General features: G+C 41.0%; 28 protein-coding genes. All 28 read left to right on the top strand.

All coding sequences use genetic code 11. From position 1 onward, the window contains the following. Window positions 1-36 precede the first annotated feature (36 nt). The 28 genes from rpsJ (at window position 37) to rpsK (ending at window position 13,255) form a co-directional block, all read left to right on the top strand. A complete protein-coding gene (gene rpsJ / locus JOC78_RS16305) occupies window positions 37-345 on the top strand; it encodes a 30S ribosomal protein S10 (RefSeq protein WP_009336571.1) in 309 nt (102 codons plus the stop codon). Between the two features lie 32 nt (window positions 346-377). Further along, window positions 378-1,004, top strand: a complete 627-nt coding sequence (gene rplC, locus JOC78_RS16300) for a 50S ribosomal protein L3 (RefSeq protein WP_204558113.1) — start codon at window positions 378-380, stop codon at window positions 1,002-1,004. A 30-nt stretch (window positions 1,005-1,034) separates the two neighbouring features. Further along, entirely contained in the window at window positions 1,035-1,658 is a 624-nt protein-coding gene (gene rplD / locus JOC78_RS16295) for a 50S ribosomal protein L4 (protein WP_204558111.1), read from the top strand. After that, complete coding sequence (gene rplW / locus JOC78_RS16290; protein WP_204558109.1) at window positions 1,658-1,942, top strand: 50S ribosomal protein L23; 285 nt, start codon at window positions 1,658-1,660, stop codon at window positions 1,940-1,942. The genes rplD and rplW overlap by 1 nt, the downstream gene beginning before the upstream one ends. A 29-nt stretch (window positions 1,943-1,971) precedes the next feature. Beyond that, window positions 1,972-2,802 (top strand): 50S ribosomal protein L2, encoded by an 831-nt coding sequence (gene rplB, locus JOC78_RS16285; protein WP_204558107.1) that lies wholly within the window; start codon window positions 1,972-1,974, stop codon window positions 2,800-2,802. A gap of 60 nt (window positions 2,803-2,862) precedes the next feature. Continuing rightward, window positions 2,863-3,141, top strand: coding sequence for a 30S ribosomal protein S19 (gene rpsS, locus JOC78_RS16280; RefSeq protein ID WP_065409917.1), 279 nt, complete (start codon window positions 2,863-2,865; stop codon window positions 3,139-3,141). Window positions 3,142-3,159: 18 nt separating this feature from the next. Then, window positions 3,160-3,501 carry a 50S ribosomal protein L22 gene (rplV, locus tag JOC78_RS16275; RefSeq protein WP_204558104.1) on the top strand — a complete coding sequence of 114 codons (342 nt, stop codon included), beginning with the start codon at window positions 3,160-3,162 and terminating at the stop codon, window positions 3,499-3,501. Window positions 3,502-3,504: 3 nt separating this feature from the next. Next, window positions 3,505-4,161 (top strand): 30S ribosomal protein S3, encoded by a 657-nt coding sequence (gene rpsC / locus JOC78_RS16270; protein ID WP_204558101.1) that lies wholly within the window; start codon window positions 3,505-3,507, stop codon window positions 4,159-4,161. 2 nt (window positions 4,162-4,163) lie between these two features. Beyond that, on the top strand, window positions 4,164-4,598 hold the full coding sequence (rplP, locus tag JOC78_RS16265; protein ID WP_204558099.1) for a 50S ribosomal protein L16: 435 nt from the start codon (window positions 4,164-4,166) through the stop codon (window positions 4,596-4,598). Next, window positions 4,588-4,791 carry a 50S ribosomal protein L29 gene (rpmC, locus tag JOC78_RS16260; protein WP_204558085.1) on the top strand — a complete coding sequence of 68 codons (204 nt, stop codon included), beginning with the start codon at window positions 4,588-4,590 and terminating at the stop codon, window positions 4,789-4,791. Before rplP ends, rpmC begins: the two co-directional genes overlap by 11 nt. Window positions 4,792-4,809: 18 nt before the next feature. Further along, window positions 4,810-5,073, top strand: coding sequence for a 30S ribosomal protein S17 (rpsQ, locus tag JOC78_RS16255; protein ID WP_049659371.1), 264 nt, complete (start codon window positions 4,810-4,812; stop codon window positions 5,071-5,073). Between the two features lie 46 nt (window positions 5,074-5,119). Beyond that, entirely contained in the window at window positions 5,120-5,488 is a 369-nt protein-coding gene (gene rplN / locus JOC78_RS16250; RefSeq protein WP_204558082.1) for a 50S ribosomal protein L14, read from the top strand. Window positions 5,489-5,537: 49 nt separating this feature from the next. Beyond that, the gene (rplX, locus tag JOC78_RS16245) at window positions 5,538-5,849 is read left to right on the top strand and encodes a 50S ribosomal protein L24 (protein WP_204558079.1); all 312 of its coding nucleotides are present in this window, start codon (window positions 5,538-5,540) and stop codon (window positions 5,847-5,849) included. Between the two features lie 30 nt (window positions 5,850-5,879). Next, a complete protein-coding gene (gene rplE, locus JOC78_RS16240) occupies window positions 5,880-6,419 on the top strand; it encodes a 50S ribosomal protein L5 (RefSeq protein WP_204558076.1) in 540 nt (179 codons plus the stop codon). 24 nt (window positions 6,420-6,443) lie between these two features. After that, complete coding sequence (gene rpsN / locus JOC78_RS16235) at window positions 6,444-6,629, top strand: 30S ribosomal protein S14 (protein WP_025783851.1); 186 nt, start codon at window positions 6,444-6,446, stop codon at window positions 6,627-6,629. Between the two features lie 29 nt (window positions 6,630-6,658). Beyond that, on the top strand, window positions 6,659-7,057 hold the full coding sequence (gene rpsH / locus JOC78_RS16230) for a 30S ribosomal protein S8 (protein ID WP_204558074.1): 399 nt from the start codon (window positions 6,659-6,661) through the stop codon (window positions 7,055-7,057). 30 nt (window positions 7,058-7,087) lie between these two features. Then, on the top strand, window positions 7,088-7,624 hold the full coding sequence (gene rplF / locus JOC78_RS16225; RefSeq protein WP_204558073.1) for a 50S ribosomal protein L6: 537 nt from the start codon (window positions 7,088-7,090) through the stop codon (window positions 7,622-7,624). 32 nt (window positions 7,625-7,656) lie between these two features. Continuing rightward, complete coding sequence (gene rplR, locus JOC78_RS16220; protein ID WP_204558072.1) at window positions 7,657-8,019, top strand: 50S ribosomal protein L18; 363 nt, start codon at window positions 7,657-7,659, stop codon at window positions 8,017-8,019. A gap of 21 nt (window positions 8,020-8,040) precedes the next feature. Beyond that, on the top strand, window positions 8,041-8,541 hold the full coding sequence (rpsE, locus tag JOC78_RS16215; protein WP_204558071.1) for a 30S ribosomal protein S5: 501 nt from the start codon (window positions 8,041-8,043) through the stop codon (window positions 8,539-8,541). A gap of 13 nt (window positions 8,542-8,554) precedes the next feature. Next, entirely contained in the window at window positions 8,555-8,737 is a 183-nt protein-coding gene (rpmD, locus tag JOC78_RS16210; RefSeq protein WP_204558070.1) for a 50S ribosomal protein L30, read from the top strand. A 32-nt stretch (window positions 8,738-8,769) separates the two neighbouring features. Further along, window positions 8,770-9,210, top strand: coding sequence for a 50S ribosomal protein L15 (rplO, locus tag JOC78_RS16205; RefSeq protein WP_204558069.1), 441 nt, complete (start codon window positions 8,770-8,772; stop codon window positions 9,208-9,210). Continuing rightward, on the top strand, window positions 9,210-10,511 hold the full coding sequence (gene secY / locus JOC78_RS16200; protein ID WP_204558066.1) for a preprotein translocase subunit SecY: 1,302 nt from the start codon (window positions 9,210-9,212) through the stop codon (window positions 10,509-10,511). The genes rplO and secY overlap by 1 nt, the downstream gene beginning before the upstream one ends. Before the next feature lie 48 nt (window positions 10,512-10,559). Beyond that, window positions 10,560-11,213, top strand: coding sequence for an adenylate kinase (locus tag JOC78_RS16195; RefSeq protein ID WP_204558064.1), 654 nt, complete (start codon window positions 10,560-10,562; stop codon window positions 11,211-11,213). Next, entirely contained in the window at window positions 11,210-11,956 is a 747-nt protein-coding gene (map, locus tag JOC78_RS16190) for a type I methionyl aminopeptidase (protein WP_204558062.1), read from the top strand. Before JOC78_RS16195 ends, map begins: the two co-directional genes overlap by 4 nt. Before the next feature lie 126 nt (window positions 11,957-12,082). Continuing rightward, on the top strand, window positions 12,083-12,301 hold the full coding sequence (gene infA, locus JOC78_RS16185) for a translation initiation factor IF-1 (RefSeq protein ID WP_204558060.1): 219 nt from the start codon (window positions 12,083-12,085) through the stop codon (window positions 12,299-12,301). Window positions 12,302-12,337: 36 nt separating this feature from the next. After that, window positions 12,338-12,451 carry a 50S ribosomal protein L36 gene (rpmJ, locus tag JOC78_RS16180; protein WP_003156543.1) on the top strand — a complete coding sequence of 38 codons (114 nt, stop codon included), beginning with the start codon at window positions 12,338-12,340 and terminating at the stop codon, window positions 12,449-12,451. Between the two features lie 23 nt (window positions 12,452-12,474). Next, window positions 12,475-12,840, top strand: coding sequence for a 30S ribosomal protein S13 (gene rpsM, locus JOC78_RS16175; RefSeq protein ID WP_204558058.1), 366 nt, complete (start codon window positions 12,475-12,477; stop codon window positions 12,838-12,840). 25 nt (window positions 12,841-12,865) lie between these two features. Further along, window positions 12,866-13,255 carry a 30S ribosomal protein S11 gene (gene rpsK / locus JOC78_RS16170; protein WP_204558052.1) on the top strand — a complete coding sequence of 130 codons (390 nt, stop codon included), beginning with the start codon at window positions 12,866-12,868 and terminating at the stop codon, window positions 13,253-13,255. The last annotated feature ends 215 nt before the right edge of the window (window positions 13,256-13,470 follow it).

Genomic DNA, 13,470 nt, shown 5'->3' with positions numbered 1-13,470 from the left:
GTCTATTATCAAATAGGCGATAAAGGAGGGAAAATAATGGCAAAACAAAAAATTCGCATTCGTTTAAAAGCATATGATCACCGTATTCTTGATCAATCTGCTGAGAAAATCGTAGAAACGGCTAAACGTTCTGGAGCTGCTGTATCTGGTCCAATTCCGTTGCCGACTGAAAAATCTATTTACACAATCTTACGTGCGGTTCATAAGTACAAAGATTCTCGTGAGCAGTTTGAAATGCGCACGCATAAGCGTCTAATCGACATTGTGAACCCAACACCTCAAACTGTTGATTCATTAATGCGTTTAGATTTACCGTCAGGCGTTGACATTGAAATTAAACTATAATTAATATAATAAAAATTTAGGAGGTGTAACTCATGACAAAAGGAATCTTAGGAAGAAAAGTTGGTATGACTCAAGTGTTTGCTGAGAATGGCGATCTAATCCCTGTAACTTTAATCGAAGCAGCACCAAACGTTGTACTTCAAAAGAAGACCATCGAAAGTGACGGCTACGAATCAATTCAGCTAGGCTTTGATGACAAGCGTGAAAAGCTTGCTAACAAACCTGCTAAAGGTCACGTTGCGAAGGCTAACACAGCACCTAAGCGCTTCATTCGTGAGTTCCGCAACTTCGGTACAGATTTAGAAGTTGGACAAGAAGTTAAAGTTGATATCTTCGCTGAAGGCGATGTTATCGATGTAACAGGTATTTCAAAAGGTAAAGGATTCCAAGGTGCCATTAAACGCCACAACCAAAGTCGCGGTCCTATGTCCCATGGTTCTCGTTACCACCGTCGTCCAGGATCAATGGGTCCTGTAGCGCCGAACCGTGTATTCAAAAATAAACTTCTTCCAGGTCGTATGGGTGGAGAGCAAATCACTATCCAAAACCTTCAAGTAGTTAAAGTTGATGCAGAACGCAATGTTATTCTAGTTAAAGGTAACGTACCTGGACCTAAGAAAACATTAGTAAAAATTCAAACGGCTACTAAGTCAAACTAATAGAATTTTTTAAGAAAGGAGGAAACAAGAATGCCAAAAGTTACATTATTAAACCAAGGCGGATCTCAAGTTGGTGAATTAGAACTTAACGATTCTATCTTTGGGATTGAACCTAATGAAAGTGTTGTATTTGAAGCTGTAATGATGCAAAGAGCATCTATGCGTCAAGGTACACACAAAGTAAAAACTCGCTCGGAAGTACGCGGCGGCGGTCGTAAGCCATGGCGTCAAAAAGGAACTGGACGTGCTCGTCAAGGGTCTATCCGTTCTCCACAATGGCGTGGCGGTGGTACTGTATTCGGTCCTACACCTCGCAGCTACAGCTATAAATTACCTAAGAAGGTGCGTCGTTTAGCTATTAAATCTGCTCTTTCTTCTAAAGTTGCAGACCAAAACATTCTAGTGTTAGAAGCGTTATCTTTAGATGCGCCGAAAACAAAAGAATTCGCTAACGTACTTAAAAACCTTTCAGTAAACAGCAAAGCTTTGATTGTTACTGACAGCGTGAATGAAAATGTTGCTTTATCAGCTCGTAACATCCCTGGTGTAACAGTTGTTCAAGCAAACGGCATTAGTGTTTTAGATTTGCTTGGTCATGAGAAATTAATTATGACTAAAGCTGCTGTTGAAAAAGTAGAGGAGGTGCTTGCATAATGGATGCACGCGATATCATTAAGCGCCCCGTAATTACTGAACAGTCAACTGAAATCATGGCTGATAAAAAATATACGTTCGAAGTTGATGTTAAAGCGAACAAAACTCAAGTTAAAGATGCTCTTGAAGAAATCTTTGGCGTAAAAGTTTCTAAAGTTAACATCATGAACTATAAAGGTAAGTTCAAACGTATGGGTCGTTATGGCGGTTACACAAACAAACGTCGTAAAGCCGTTATTACATTAACTCAAGACAGCAAAGAAATCGAAATTTTTGAAGCTTAATTAACTTATAAGAAGAGGAGGGAAAAGACATGGCGATCAAAAAGTATAAACCAACCAGTAATGGTCGTCGCGGCATGACGACATCCGATTTTGCTGAGATTACTACTAGCACACCGGAAAAGTCGTTGCTTGCGCCTATCAAACGTAAAGGCGGCCGTAACAACCAAGGTAAAATTACCGTTCGTCATCATGGTGGCGGCCACAAGCGTCAATATCGTATTATCGACTTCAAACGCGATAAAGATGGTATACCAGGACGCGTTGCCACAATTGAGTATGATCCAAACCGTTCTGCTAACATTGCGTTAATCAATTATGCAGATGGTGAAAAACGCTACATCTTAGCACCTAAAACCCTAAAAGTTGGAATGGAAGTAATGTCAGGCCCTGAGGCTGATATTAAAACTGGGAACGCTCTTCCTTTAGCTAACATTCCTGTAGGTACTGTTATTCACAACATCGAGCTTAAACCTGGTAAAGGTGGACAGCTAGTACGTTCTGCTGGAACTTCTGCACAAGTGTTAGGTAAAGAAGGAAAATACGTTCTTGTACGTTTAACATCAGGCGAAGTCCGTATGATTCTTGCTACTTGCCGTGCTTCAATCGGTCAAGTTGGTAACGAGCAGCATGAACTAATCAACATTGGTAAAGCAGGTCGTTCTCGCTGGTTAGGTAAAAAACCTACAGTACGTGGATCTGTAATGAACCCTAATGATCACCCACACGGTGGTGGTGAAGGTCGTTCTCCAATCGGACGTAAATCACCTGTTACTCCTTGGGGTAAACCAACTCTTGGTTACAAAACACGTAAGAAAAACAATAAATCCGACAAGTTCATTGTACGTCGTCGTAAAAAATAACGTAATTGCCCTACGGTTCCCTAGACGAACCGTAGACCGATTACGAAGGGAGGTACCAGAATGGGCCGCAGCTTGAAAAAAGGACCTTTTGTTGATGATCATTTATTCAATAAGATCGAGAAGTTAAACGAAACTGAGAAGAAGCAAGTTGTTAAAACTTGGTCTCGCCGTTCAACGATCTTCCCAGCATTCATCGGACACACTATCGCTGTCTATGATGGTCGTAAACATGTACCTGTTTACGTTACTGAAGATATGGTCGGACACAAACTTGGTGAGTTTGCTCCAACCCGTACGTATAAAGGTCACGGTAGTGACGATAAGAAAACAAGACGCTAATGAGAGGAGGGTATCCTAATGGAAGCAAAAGCTGTTCTTAAAACAGTTCGTATTGCTCCTCGTAAAGCACGCTTAGTAGTTGACTTGATTCGAGGTAAGCAAGTGGGTGAAGCTGTAGCTATTTTGCAACATACGCCAAAAGTTGCATCTCCAGTCATCGAGAAATTATTGAAGTCTGCTGTAGCGAACGCTGAGCACAATTATGATATGGACATCAACAACCTTGTTGTTAAACAAGTATTCGTTGACGAAGGTCCTACTTTAAAACGTTTCCGTCCACGTGCAATGGGACGCGCAAGCGCAATTAACAAACGCACTAGCCACATCACAATCGTGGTATCAGAAAAGAAGGAGGGATAATCCGTGGGTCAAAAAGTACATCCTCATGGTTTACGTGTTGGTATTATTCGCGACTGGGATTCAAAATGGTTTGCTGAAAAAGATTACGCAACCCTTTTACACGAAGATCTTAAAGTTCGTGGATATATCGAAGATCGTTTGAAAGATGCTTCTGTATCTCGTGTTGAAATTGAACGTGCTGCTAACCGCATTAACATTACTGTGCACACTGCAAAGCCAGGTATGGTTATCGGTAAAGGTGGTTCTGAGGTAGAAGCACTTCGTAAATCTTTAAATGAATTAACTGGTAAACGAGTTCACATTAATATCGTAGAAATCAAAAGAGCTGATTTGGATGCTAAATTAGTAGCTGAAAACATCGCTCGCCAATTAGAAAACCGTGTATCTTTCCGTCGTGCGCAAAAGCAAGCGATCCAACGCACAATGCGTGCTGGAGCGAAAGGTATTAAAACACAGGTTTCTGGACGCCTTGGCGGCGCTGATATCGCTCGTGCTGAACACTACAGTGAAGGAACAGTTCCACTTCATACACTTCGCGCAGACATTGACTACGCTCATGTTGAAGCAGATACTACTTATGGTAAGCTTGGTGTGAAAGTATGGATTTATCGTGGAGAGGTCCTTCCTACAAAGAAGAAGTCTGAGGAAGGAGGAAAATAATCATGTTGTTACCTAAACGCGTAAAATATCGTCGTGTACACCGCGGAAAAATGCGTGGTCAAGCAAAAGGCGGTACTGAAGTAACATTCGGTGAATTCGGTCTGCAAGCTACTGAAGCTTCTTGGATCACTAACCGTCAAATTGAATCTGCACGTATTGCGATGACTCGTTACATGAAACGTGGCGGTAAAGTTTGGATTAAAATTTTCCCACACAAACCTTACACAGCTAAACCTCTAGAAGTTCGAATGGGTTCTGGTAAAGGTGCTCCTGAAGGCTGGGTAGCTGTTGTTAAGCCTGGTAAAGTAATGTTTGAAATCGCAGGTGTTTCTGAAGAAGTAGCTCGTGAAGCACTTCGTCTAGCATCTCACAAACTTCCTGTTAAATGTAAGTTTGTAAAACGAGAAGAAATTGGTGGTGAATCAAATGAAGGCTAATGAAATTATTGAACTAACCACTGCCGAAATTGAACAAAAAGTTAAGTCTTTAAAAGAAGAGCTATTCAACCTTCGCTTCCAATTAGCGACTGGACAACTTGAAAACACTGCTCGTATTCGTCAAGTACGCAAAGCGATCGCTCGTATGAAGACAGTTATTCGTCAAAGAGAGATCGATGTTAACAATCGATAATGAGAGGAGGTTTGCAAAATGAGTGAACGTAACCAACGTAAAGTTTATACAGGACGTGTTGTGTCTGACAAAATGGATAAGACTGTCACGGTTCTTGTAGAAACTTACAAAAAGCACTCACTTTACGGCAAACGCGTTAAGTACTCTAAAAAGTTCAAAGCTCATGATGAGTTGAATGAAGCAAAAACAGGCGATGTAGTACGCATCATGGAAACTCGCCCACTATCTGCTACTAAACGCTTCCGTCTTGTTGAAGTTGTAGAAAAAGCAGTTATTATCTAATTAACTATGTTCGGATAGATGCTCAATCCGAAGGGAGGTAACTTAAATGATCCAACAAGAATCTCGTTTGAAAGTAGCTGACAACTCAGGTGCACGTGAGGTTTTAACGATTAAAGTTCTTGGTGGCTCTGGCCGTAAAACAGCGAACATTGGCGATATTATCGTCTGCACAGTAAAACAAGCAACACCAGGTGGCGTTGTCAAAAAAGGTGAAGTTGTTAAAGCTGTAATCGTTCGTACGAAAAGTGGAATGCGTCGTAAAGACGGATCATACATCCGTTTCGATGAAAATGCTTGCGTGATCATTAAAGATGACAAGAGCCCACGTGGAACTCGTATCTTCGGACCAGTTGCCCGCGAATTGCGTGACAGCAATTTTATGAAAATCGTTTCTCTTGCTCCAGAAGTAATCTAATGAATGATATATATTTTATCAACTTGGCCATTCAAGGAGGTGCGATAAAATGAATGTAAAAAAAGGCGATAAAGTAATGGTTATCACGGGAAAAGACAAAGGAAAAACAGGCGTTGTGCTTGCAGCATTTCCTAAAAAAGACCGTGTTCTTGTAGAAGGCGTGAACATCGTAAAGAAACACTCCAAGCCTTCACAAGTGAATCCGCAAGGCGGAATCATTAGCCAAGAGGCACCTATTCACGTTTCTAACGTAATGCTTTTAGACCCTAAATCTAACGAACCTACTCGCGTAGGATCTAAGATGGTTGACGGCAAGAAAGTACGTGTAGCAGTTAAATCTGGTGAAACTTTAGATAAATAATCAGTGAGACATAGAAGGGAGGTATTCTATATGAACCGCCTTAAAGCAAAGTATAACGAGGAAATTACTCCTGCTTTAATGAATAAATTCAATTACGAATCAGTAATGCAAGTACCATCTATCAATAAAATCGTAGTTAACATGGGAATCGGAGAAGCAGTTTCAAATGCGAAAGCACTAGATACTGCTGTCGAAGAACTAGCTCTAATCACTGGTCAAAAACCATTGGTGACTCGTGCTAAGAACTCTATCGCTGGATTCCGTCTTCGTGAGGGTATGCCTATCGGAGCGAAAGTTACATTACGCGGCGAGCGTATGTACGAATTCCTAGATAAATTAGTTTCTGTGTCACTTCCACGTGTACGTGACTTCCGTGGTGTTTCTAAGAAAGCATTCGACGGTCGCGGTAACTATACACTTGGTGTGAAAGAGCAATTGATCTTCCCTGAAATTGATTATGATAAAGTAAGCAAAGTACGCGGTATGGATATCGTAATTGTTACAACTGCGAACAGCGATGAAGAAGCTCGCGAATTGTTAACTCAAATTGGAATGCCGTTCCAAAAGTAATCGCTATAAAAGGGAGGCGAAAACGTGGCTAAAAAATCAATGATTGCGAAACAAAAGCGCACGCCAAAGTTTCAGGTACAAGAGTACACACGTTGCGAACGTTGTGGACGTCCACACTCTGTTTACCGTAAATTTAAACTTTGCCGTATTTGTTTCCGTGAACTTGCATATAAAGGACAAATTCCTGGTGTTAAAAAAGCCAGCTGGTAATACCCTGACTTGGGAAGGAGGTAAATAATATGGTTATGACAGATCCAATTGCAGATTTGCTAACTCGTATCCGTAATGCGAACATGGTTCGTCACGAGAAATTAGAAGTACCTGCTTCTAAAATTAAAAAAGAAATCGCTGAGATTCTTAAGCGTGAAGGTTTCATCCGTGACGTAGAATTTATCGAAGACAACAAACAAGGCATGATCCGTATCTTCTTAAAATATGGTGCAGATAACGTACGCGTTATCACTGGCCTAAAACGTATCAGTAAACCTGGTTTACGTGTATACGCTAAAGCTGATGAAGTACCTAAAGTTCTTAATGGATTAGGAATTGCTCTTGTTTCAACATCTAACGGTGTTTTAACTGACAAAGAAGCTCGCGCTAAACAAGTTGGCGGCGAAGTATTAGCATACGTTTGGTAATATTTTTGTAACGAATGGAGGTGCAATAGAATGTCTCGTGTAGGTAAAAAGCCAATTGAACTGCCAGAAGGTGTTACAATTACTAACAACAACAATGAAGTAACTGTAAAAGGCCCTAAAGGGGAACTTTCTCGTGCATTCAACAAAGATTTAACAATCGAAATCGAAGGTAATGTGATCAACGTGATCCGTCCTTCTGACTCTAAAGAACACCGCACGATCCATGGTACAACTCGTGCTTTACTTGCGAACATGGTTGAAGGTGTATCAAAAGGATTCGAAAAATCATTGGAACTAATCGGGGTAGGTTACCGTGCTCAAAAACAAGGTACTAAACTTGTATTGAACGTTGGTTACTCTCATCCGGTTGAAATGGAACCTGAAGCAGGTATCGAAATTGAAGTTCCTTCAAATACGAAAGTAATCGTTAAAGGTACGAACAAAGAGCGTGTTGGAGCAGTTGCTGCTAACATCCGTGACGTTCGTCCGCCAGAGCCTTATAAAGGCAAAGGTATCCGCTATGAAGGCGAATATGTACGTCGTAAAGAAGGTAAGACAGGTAAATAATGTCGCTTAGCTAAAAGAAAGGAGTGACCAATATGATTACTAAGCCAGATAAAAATAAAACACGTAAAAAGAGACATGCTCGTGTACGTTCAAAAATCAACGGTACAGAGTCTCGTCCTCGTTTAAATATCTTCCGTTCTAACAAACATCTATACGCTCAATTGATCGATGATGTGAACGGTGTTACACTTGCAAGTGCTTCAACTATCGAAAAAGATTTCGGTTTAGAAGCAACTGGCAATACTGAAGCAGCAGCTAAAGTTGGAGAACTTGTTGCTCAACGCGCGGTAGAAAAAGGCGTTAAATCTGTTGTATTCGACCGCGGAGGTTACCTATACCATGGCCGTGTGAAAGCTCTTGCAGATGCTGCACGCGAAAATGGCTTAGAATTCTAATTAAAAAGGAGGGACATATACATGCGTAGCATTGATCCAAATAAACTTGAACTTGAAGAACGCGTAGTGACGATCAATCGTGTTGCTAAAGTTGTTAAAGGTGGACGTCGTTTCCGCTTCACAGCTCTAGTAGTAGTGGGCGATAAGAATGGTCACGTTGGTTTTGGTACTGGTAAAGCTCAAGAGGTGCCAGATGCAATCCGTAAGGCAATTGAAGACGCGAAGAAAAACCTTGTAACAATTCCTATGGTAGGAACAACATTACCACACGAAGTTATCGGACGTTTCGGAGCTGGTCAAATCCTACTTAAACCTGCATCAGAAGGTACAGGAGTTATTGCGGGTGGTCCCGTTCGTGCCGTATTAGAACTTGGTGGTGTTGGTGATATCCTATCTAAATCTCTAGGATCTAACACTCCAATTAATATGGTTCGTGCCACTATTAATGGTTTAACACAACTTAAAAGCGCTGAAGACGTTGCTAAGTTACGCGGAAAATCAGTAGAAGAACTGTTAGGATAAGGAGGGATTTATAATGGCTGAAAAATTGACAATTACCCTCACTCGCAGCTTGATTGGTCGTCCGAAAGATCAACGTGAAACAGTAAAAGCACTTGGTCTACGTAAAATGCATCAAACAGTTGAACATAAAGATAACGCAGCAATCAGAGGCATGATCAAGAAAGTTGATCACTTATTGACTGTTAACGAACAATAATCAAAAATTAGCGAATAAGGAGGTGCACGAAGATGAAACTTCATGAATTAAAACCTGCTGCAGGTTCTCGTAAAGAGCGTAATCGTGTAGGTCGCGGTACTGGTTCTGGTAACGGTAAAACGGCTGGTAAAGGTCATAAAGGTCAAAACGCCCGCTCTGGCGGCGGTGTACGTTTAGGCTTTGAAGGTGGTCAAACACCACTATTCAGACGTTTGCCAAAACGCGGTTTCACTAACATCAACCGTAAAGAGTACGCGATCGTTAACCTTGATGCTTTAAATCGCTTTGAAGAAGGTACTGAAGTTACTCCAGAACTTCTTATCGAAACTGGCGTAGTAAGCAACGAAAAAGCAGGAATTAAAATTCTTGCAAAAGGTAACGTAGAGAAGAAGTTGACTGTTAAAGCTCATAAATTCTCTTCTGCTGCTAAAGAAGCAATTGAATCGGCCGGCGGTAAGACTGAGGTGATTTAATGTTTCGCACAATCTCCAATTTTATGCGTGTGGGTGATATAAGAAGAAAAATTATATTCACCCTTCTTATGTTAATTGTTTTCCGTATCGGCACGTTTATTCCTGTTCCAAACGTGGATGCCAACGTTTTGAAAATGCAGGAACAAGCAGGGTTAATTGGTTTCCTTAATACATTTGGCGGAGGAGCGCTTCAGAACTTCTCTATCCTTGCTATGGGGATTATGCCGTATATCACGGCATCTATCATCGTTCAGTTGCTTCAAATGGACGTTGTTCCAAAGTTTACTGAATGGTCTAAGCAAGGTGAAGTTGGTCGACGCAAACTCGCTCAATTTACTAGATATTTCACGATCGTACTTGGATTTATCCAAGCGCTCGGAATGTCATATGGATTTAATCAGTTGTATGGTGGAATGCTTGTTCAAAACAACAGCATTACATCTTACCTGTTAATTGCGCTTGTTTTGACAGCTGGTACTGCATTTTTAATGTGGCTAGGTGAACAAATTACAGCTAAAGGTGTCGGAAACGGAATTTCAATTATCATTTTTGCCGGAATCGTTGCGGCTATCCCGAATGCAACTAATCAGATATACGCACAGCAAATTGAAGGAGCAGGCGATCAGTTATTCTTACGAATCGTCGTCTTGTTACTGATCTTGCTAGCGATCTTGGCAATCATTGTTGGAGTTATTTTTGTGCAGCAAGCATTGCGCAAAATTCCTATTCAATATGCGAAACGAGTAGCTGGAAATAACGGAATGAATCCAACAGGAGCTCAATCTACTCATTTACCGTTGAAAGTAAATGCAGCAGGCGTTATCCCAGTGATCTTTGCCATATCATTTTTGATTACACCACAAACGATTTCTTCGTTTTTTGGTTCAAATGATATTACAACAACAGTGCAAAATATATTTGATTACACCAAGCCGATTGGGATGATCATCTATGTGGCGTTAATTGTTGCGTTTACGTATTTTTACGCTTTCATTCAAGTGAATCCTGAGCAATTAGCAGATAACTTGAAGAAACAAGGCGGTTATATTCCAGGCATCCGTCCTGGGAAAAACACACAAGATTATCTTACGAGTGTCTTATACCGTTTGACGTTTATCGGCGCAATTTTCTTGTCGTTAATCTCAGTACTTCCTATATTCTTTATAAAGTTTGCAGGTCTTCCGCCAGCTGCGCAAATTGGCGGCACTAGCTTGCTGATCGTTGTTGGTGTAGCATTGGAAACAATGAAACAATTGGAAGCACAACTTGTAAAAAGACATTATAAAGGCTTTATTAAATAAAAGGGTAAGGCTAGGGCTTAGCTCGAATCAGACTGAGGGGGAAAATAAATGAATCTAGTATTAATGGGGCTTCCTGGTGCCGGAAAAGGTACGCAGGCCGAAAGAATCGTAGAAAAATATGATGTACCTCATATTTCTACAGGAGATATGTTTCGTGCAGCTATGAAAGAAGGCACTGAACTAGGTCTTAAAGCGAAATCTTTCATGGACCAAGGTGAGCTTGTTCCTGATGAAGTAACAATCGGAATTGTTCGCGAAAGACTAAGCAAGGCAGATTGCGAAACTGGTTTTCTTTTAGACGGTTTCCCAAGAACTGTTGCACAGGCTGATGCACTTGAGTCTATGCTTGCGGATCTTGGAAAGAAAATCGACTATGTTATCAATGTTGATGTTGATAAAGACATTCTCATGGCACGTTTAACTGGACGACGCATTTGCAAAAGCTGTGGAGCTACTTACCACTTGGTATATAATCCGCCAGCTGCAGAAGGCACTTGCGATCGTTGCGGCGGCGAACTTTATCAGCGCGCAGACGATAACGAAGAAACAGTTCAAAATCGCTTGGACGTCAATCTAAAACAAACCGAGCCTTTACTAGATTTTTATCGTGAAAAAGGATATCTAAAAGATATCGATGGCCAGCAAGAAATTCATCAAGTCTTTGAAGACATCGATGGACTGCTTCAGGGCCTTAAAAAATGATCATTTGTAAAACCCCTCGAGAGATTGAGATTATGAGAGAGGCAGGGCGCATTGTCGCTTTGACTCACCAAGAATTGAAGCAGCATATATCTCCCGGTATAAGTACGAAAGAGTTAGATAACCTAGCAGAAAAATTTATCAGACAGCATGATGCAATTCCTTCTTTTAAAGGGTATAATGGTTTTCGTGGCAGCATATGTGCTTCTGTTAATGAAGAACTTGTTCACGGTATTCCTAGTGACCGGGTGTTAAAAGAAGGAGACATCATCAGTATTGATATCGGAGCTAATTATCGAGGTTACCATGGTGATTCAGCTTGGACTTATCCTGTCGGAGTGATCTCTGATGAAACCAAAAAGCTTTTGGAAGTGACAGAAGAATCGCTGTATGCGGGATTAGAAGAAGCGAAGCCAGGTGAACGTCTTTCAAACATCTCCCATTCGATTCAAACGCTTGTAGAATCTTATGGCTTCTCAATAGTTCGAGAGTATGTTGGACACGGCATTGGTCAAAACTTACATGAGGATCCTCAAATTCCTCACTATGGTCCGCCCAATAAAGGTCCGCTCCTCAAACCTGGAATGGTGCTTGCAATCGAACCGATGGTTAATGCTGGAAGTCGTTACGTAAAAACACTTGAGGATAACTGGACGGTTGTTACTCAGGATGGTAAAATGTGCGCTCATTTTGAGCATACTATTGCGATTACCGATACGGGCTTTGACATATTAACGAAAGCCTAAAGGGTATGCGTTTCTCCGGAAGTTGATGAATGGCCTATAAACTAGGCTCGCTATCAATAGGTAAGCGGTCATTGCTGTCTATTGTCTGTGAGGATCTGAATGAAAAGAGAAGGGAGACTAGATTTAATGGCGAAAGACGATGTAATTGAAATCGAAGGTAAAGTTATCGAAACTTTGCCAAATGCTATGTTTAAGGTAGAATTAGAAAATGGTCATACAATCCTTGCCCATGTATCTGGAAAGATTCGTATGCACTTTATTCGCATTTTACCTGGAGACAAAGTAACTGTTGAACTATCACCGTACGACTTAACACGCGGCAGAATTACTTACCGTTATAAATAACACTATGCACTCCGGACTACTAAGGAGGTTGGAAAAATGAAGGTAAGACCATCAGTGAAGCCAATCTGCGAAAAATGTAAAGTTATTCGCAGAAAAGGAAAAGTAATGGTTATTTGTGAAAACCCTAAACATAAACAAAAACAAGGATAATATAAAGGGAGGTGCACATTAATATGGCACGTGTAGCAGGTGTTGATATTCCACGCGACAAGCGTGTAGTTATCTCATTAACTTACATCTTCGGTATTGGCAGACCAACTGCTGAACAAATCTTAACGGATGCAGGTGTTTCTCAAGACACTCGTGTACGTGATTTGACGGAAGATGAACTAAACAAAATTCGTGAAATCGTTGATAAATTGAAAGTTGAGGGTGACCTTCGCCGTGAAGTATCTCTTAACATTAAACGTTTGATGGAAATCGGATCATTCCGTGGTATCCGTCACCGTCGTGGTTTACCAGTTCGCGGACAAAACACGAAGAACAATGCTCGTACTCGTAAAGGTCCTCGTAAAACTGTAGCTAACAAGAAAAAATAATCGGTAAAGGAGGTCAATTTAAGACATGGCTCGTAAACAACAAACTCGTAAGCGTCGTGTGAAAAAGAATATCGAATTAGGTATTGCTCACATTCGCTCAACATTTAACAATACTATCGTAACTATTACAGACGTTCATGGTAATGCTTTATCATGGTCTAGTGCTGGTGCGCTTGGATTCAGAGGTTCTCGTAAATCTACTCCATTCGCTGCACAAATGGCTGCTGAAACAGCTGCGAAGGCTTCTATGGAACACGGTATGAAATCTCTAGAAGTAACTGTTAAAGGTCCTGGTTCAGGTCGTGAAGCTGCAATCCGTGCACTTCAAGCTGCGGGATTAGAAGTTACTGCAATCAGAGACGTAACTCCAGTTCCTCACAACGGTTGCCGCCCTCCAAAACGTCGCCGTGTTTAATTTACCTGTATAAAATTTATATTCCGGTCAATAATGGGATATAATTGAATGTTACGTTCGGTACAGGAAAGTAAACCAGTTGTTGTGCACACAATAGGGAACGTAAACATGGGGGAATTTCGGTTGTCCTTTTAAACCGAGGTTTCGACGTATTTAAGGAGGTATAGTTGAATGATCGAAATTGAAAAACCAAAAATTGAAACGGTTTAGATCAG

It is taken from the genome of Bacillus ectoiniformans (assembly GCF_016908875.1).
Taxonomy (GTDB): domain Bacteria; phylum Bacillota; class Bacilli; order Bacillales; family Domibacillaceae; genus Bacillus_BX; species Bacillus_BX ectoiniformans.
Note: the sequence above shows the minus strand (reverse complement) of the source record. Positions and strands in the feature narration are given on the sequence as shown.

Bases quoted from the DNA above. Each gene is read 5' to 3' on its own strand.
- JOC78_RS16195 (WP_204558064.1), top strand. From the start codon at position 10,560: ATGAATCTAGTATTAATGGGGCTTCCTGGTGCCGGAAAAGGTACGCAG.
- rpmD (WP_204558070.1), top strand. From the start codon at position 8,555: ATGGCTGAAAAATTGACAATTACCCTCACTCGCAGCTTGATTGGTCGT.
- rpmC (WP_204558085.1), top strand. From the start codon at position 4,588: ATGAAGGCTAATGAAATTATTGAACTAACCACTGCCGAAATTGAACAA.
- rpsK (WP_204558052.1), top strand. From the start codon at position 12,866: ATGGCTCGTAAACAACAAACTCGTAAGCGTCGTGTGAAAAAGAATATC.
- rplN (WP_204558082.1), top strand. From the start codon at position 5,120: ATGATCCAACAAGAATCTCGTTTGAAAGTAGCTGACAACTCAGGTGCA.
- secY (WP_204558066.1), top strand. From the start codon at position 9,210: ATGTTTCGCACAATCTCCAATTTTATGCGTGTGGGTGATATAAGAAGA.
- rpsQ (WP_049659371.1), top strand. From the start codon at position 4,810: ATGAGTGAACGTAACCAACGTAAAGTTTATACAGGACGTGTTGTGTCT.
- map (WP_204558062.1), top strand. From the start codon at position 11,210: ATGATCATTTGTAAAACCCCTCGAGAGATTGAGATTATGAGAGAGGCA.
- rpsJ (WP_009336571.1), top strand. From the start codon at position 37: ATGGCAAAACAAAAAATTCGCATTCGTTTAAAAGCATATGATCACCGT.
- rpsE (WP_204558071.1), top strand. From the start codon at position 8,041: ATGCGTAGCATTGATCCAAATAAACTTGAACTTGAAGAACGCGTAGTG.
- rpmJ (WP_003156543.1), top strand. From the start codon at position 12,338: ATGAAGGTAAGACCATCAGTGAAGCCAATCTGCGAAAAATGTAAAGTT.
- rplD (WP_204558111.1), top strand. From the start codon at position 1,035: ATGCCAAAAGTTACATTATTAAACCAAGGCGGATCTCAAGTTGGTGAA.
- rplW (WP_204558109.1), top strand. From the start codon at position 1,658: ATGGATGCACGCGATATCATTAAGCGCCCCGTAATTACTGAACAGTCA.
- rplE (WP_204558076.1), top strand. From the start codon at position 5,880: ATGAACCGCCTTAAAGCAAAGTATAACGAGGAAATTACTCCTGCTTTA.
- rplC (WP_204558113.1), top strand. From the start codon at position 378: ATGACAAAAGGAATCTTAGGAAGAAAAGTTGGTATGACTCAAGTGTTT.
- infA (WP_204558060.1), top strand. From the start codon at position 12,083: ATGGCGAAAGACGATGTAATTGAAATCGAAGGTAAAGTTATCGAAACT.
- rplR (WP_204558072.1), top strand. From the start codon at position 7,657: ATGATTACTAAGCCAGATAAAAATAAAACACGTAAAAAGAGACATGCT.
- rpsH (WP_204558074.1), top strand. From the start codon at position 6,659: ATGGTTATGACAGATCCAATTGCAGATTTGCTAACTCGTATCCGTAAT.
- rpsM (WP_204558058.1), top strand. From the start codon at position 12,475: ATGGCACGTGTAGCAGGTGTTGATATTCCACGCGACAAGCGTGTAGTT.
- rplV (WP_204558104.1), top strand. From the start codon at position 3,160: ATGGAAGCAAAAGCTGTTCTTAAAACAGTTCGTATTGCTCCTCGTAAA.
- rplF (WP_204558073.1), top strand. From the start codon at position 7,088: ATGTCTCGTGTAGGTAAAAAGCCAATTGAACTGCCAGAAGGTGTTACA.
- rplP (WP_204558099.1), top strand. From the start codon at position 4,164: ATGTTGTTACCTAAACGCGTAAAATATCGTCGTGTACACCGCGGAAAA.
- rpsS (WP_065409917.1), top strand. From the start codon at position 2,863: ATGGGCCGCAGCTTGAAAAAAGGACCTTTTGTTGATGATCATTTATTC.
- rplO (WP_204558069.1), top strand. From the start codon at position 8,770: ATGAAACTTCATGAATTAAAACCTGCTGCAGGTTCTCGTAAAGAGCGT.
- rplX (WP_204558079.1), top strand. From the start codon at position 5,538: ATGAATGTAAAAAAAGGCGATAAAGTAATGGTTATCACGGGAAAAGAC.
- rplB (WP_204558107.1), top strand. From the start codon at position 1,972: ATGGCGATCAAAAAGTATAAACCAACCAGTAATGGTCGTCGCGGCATG.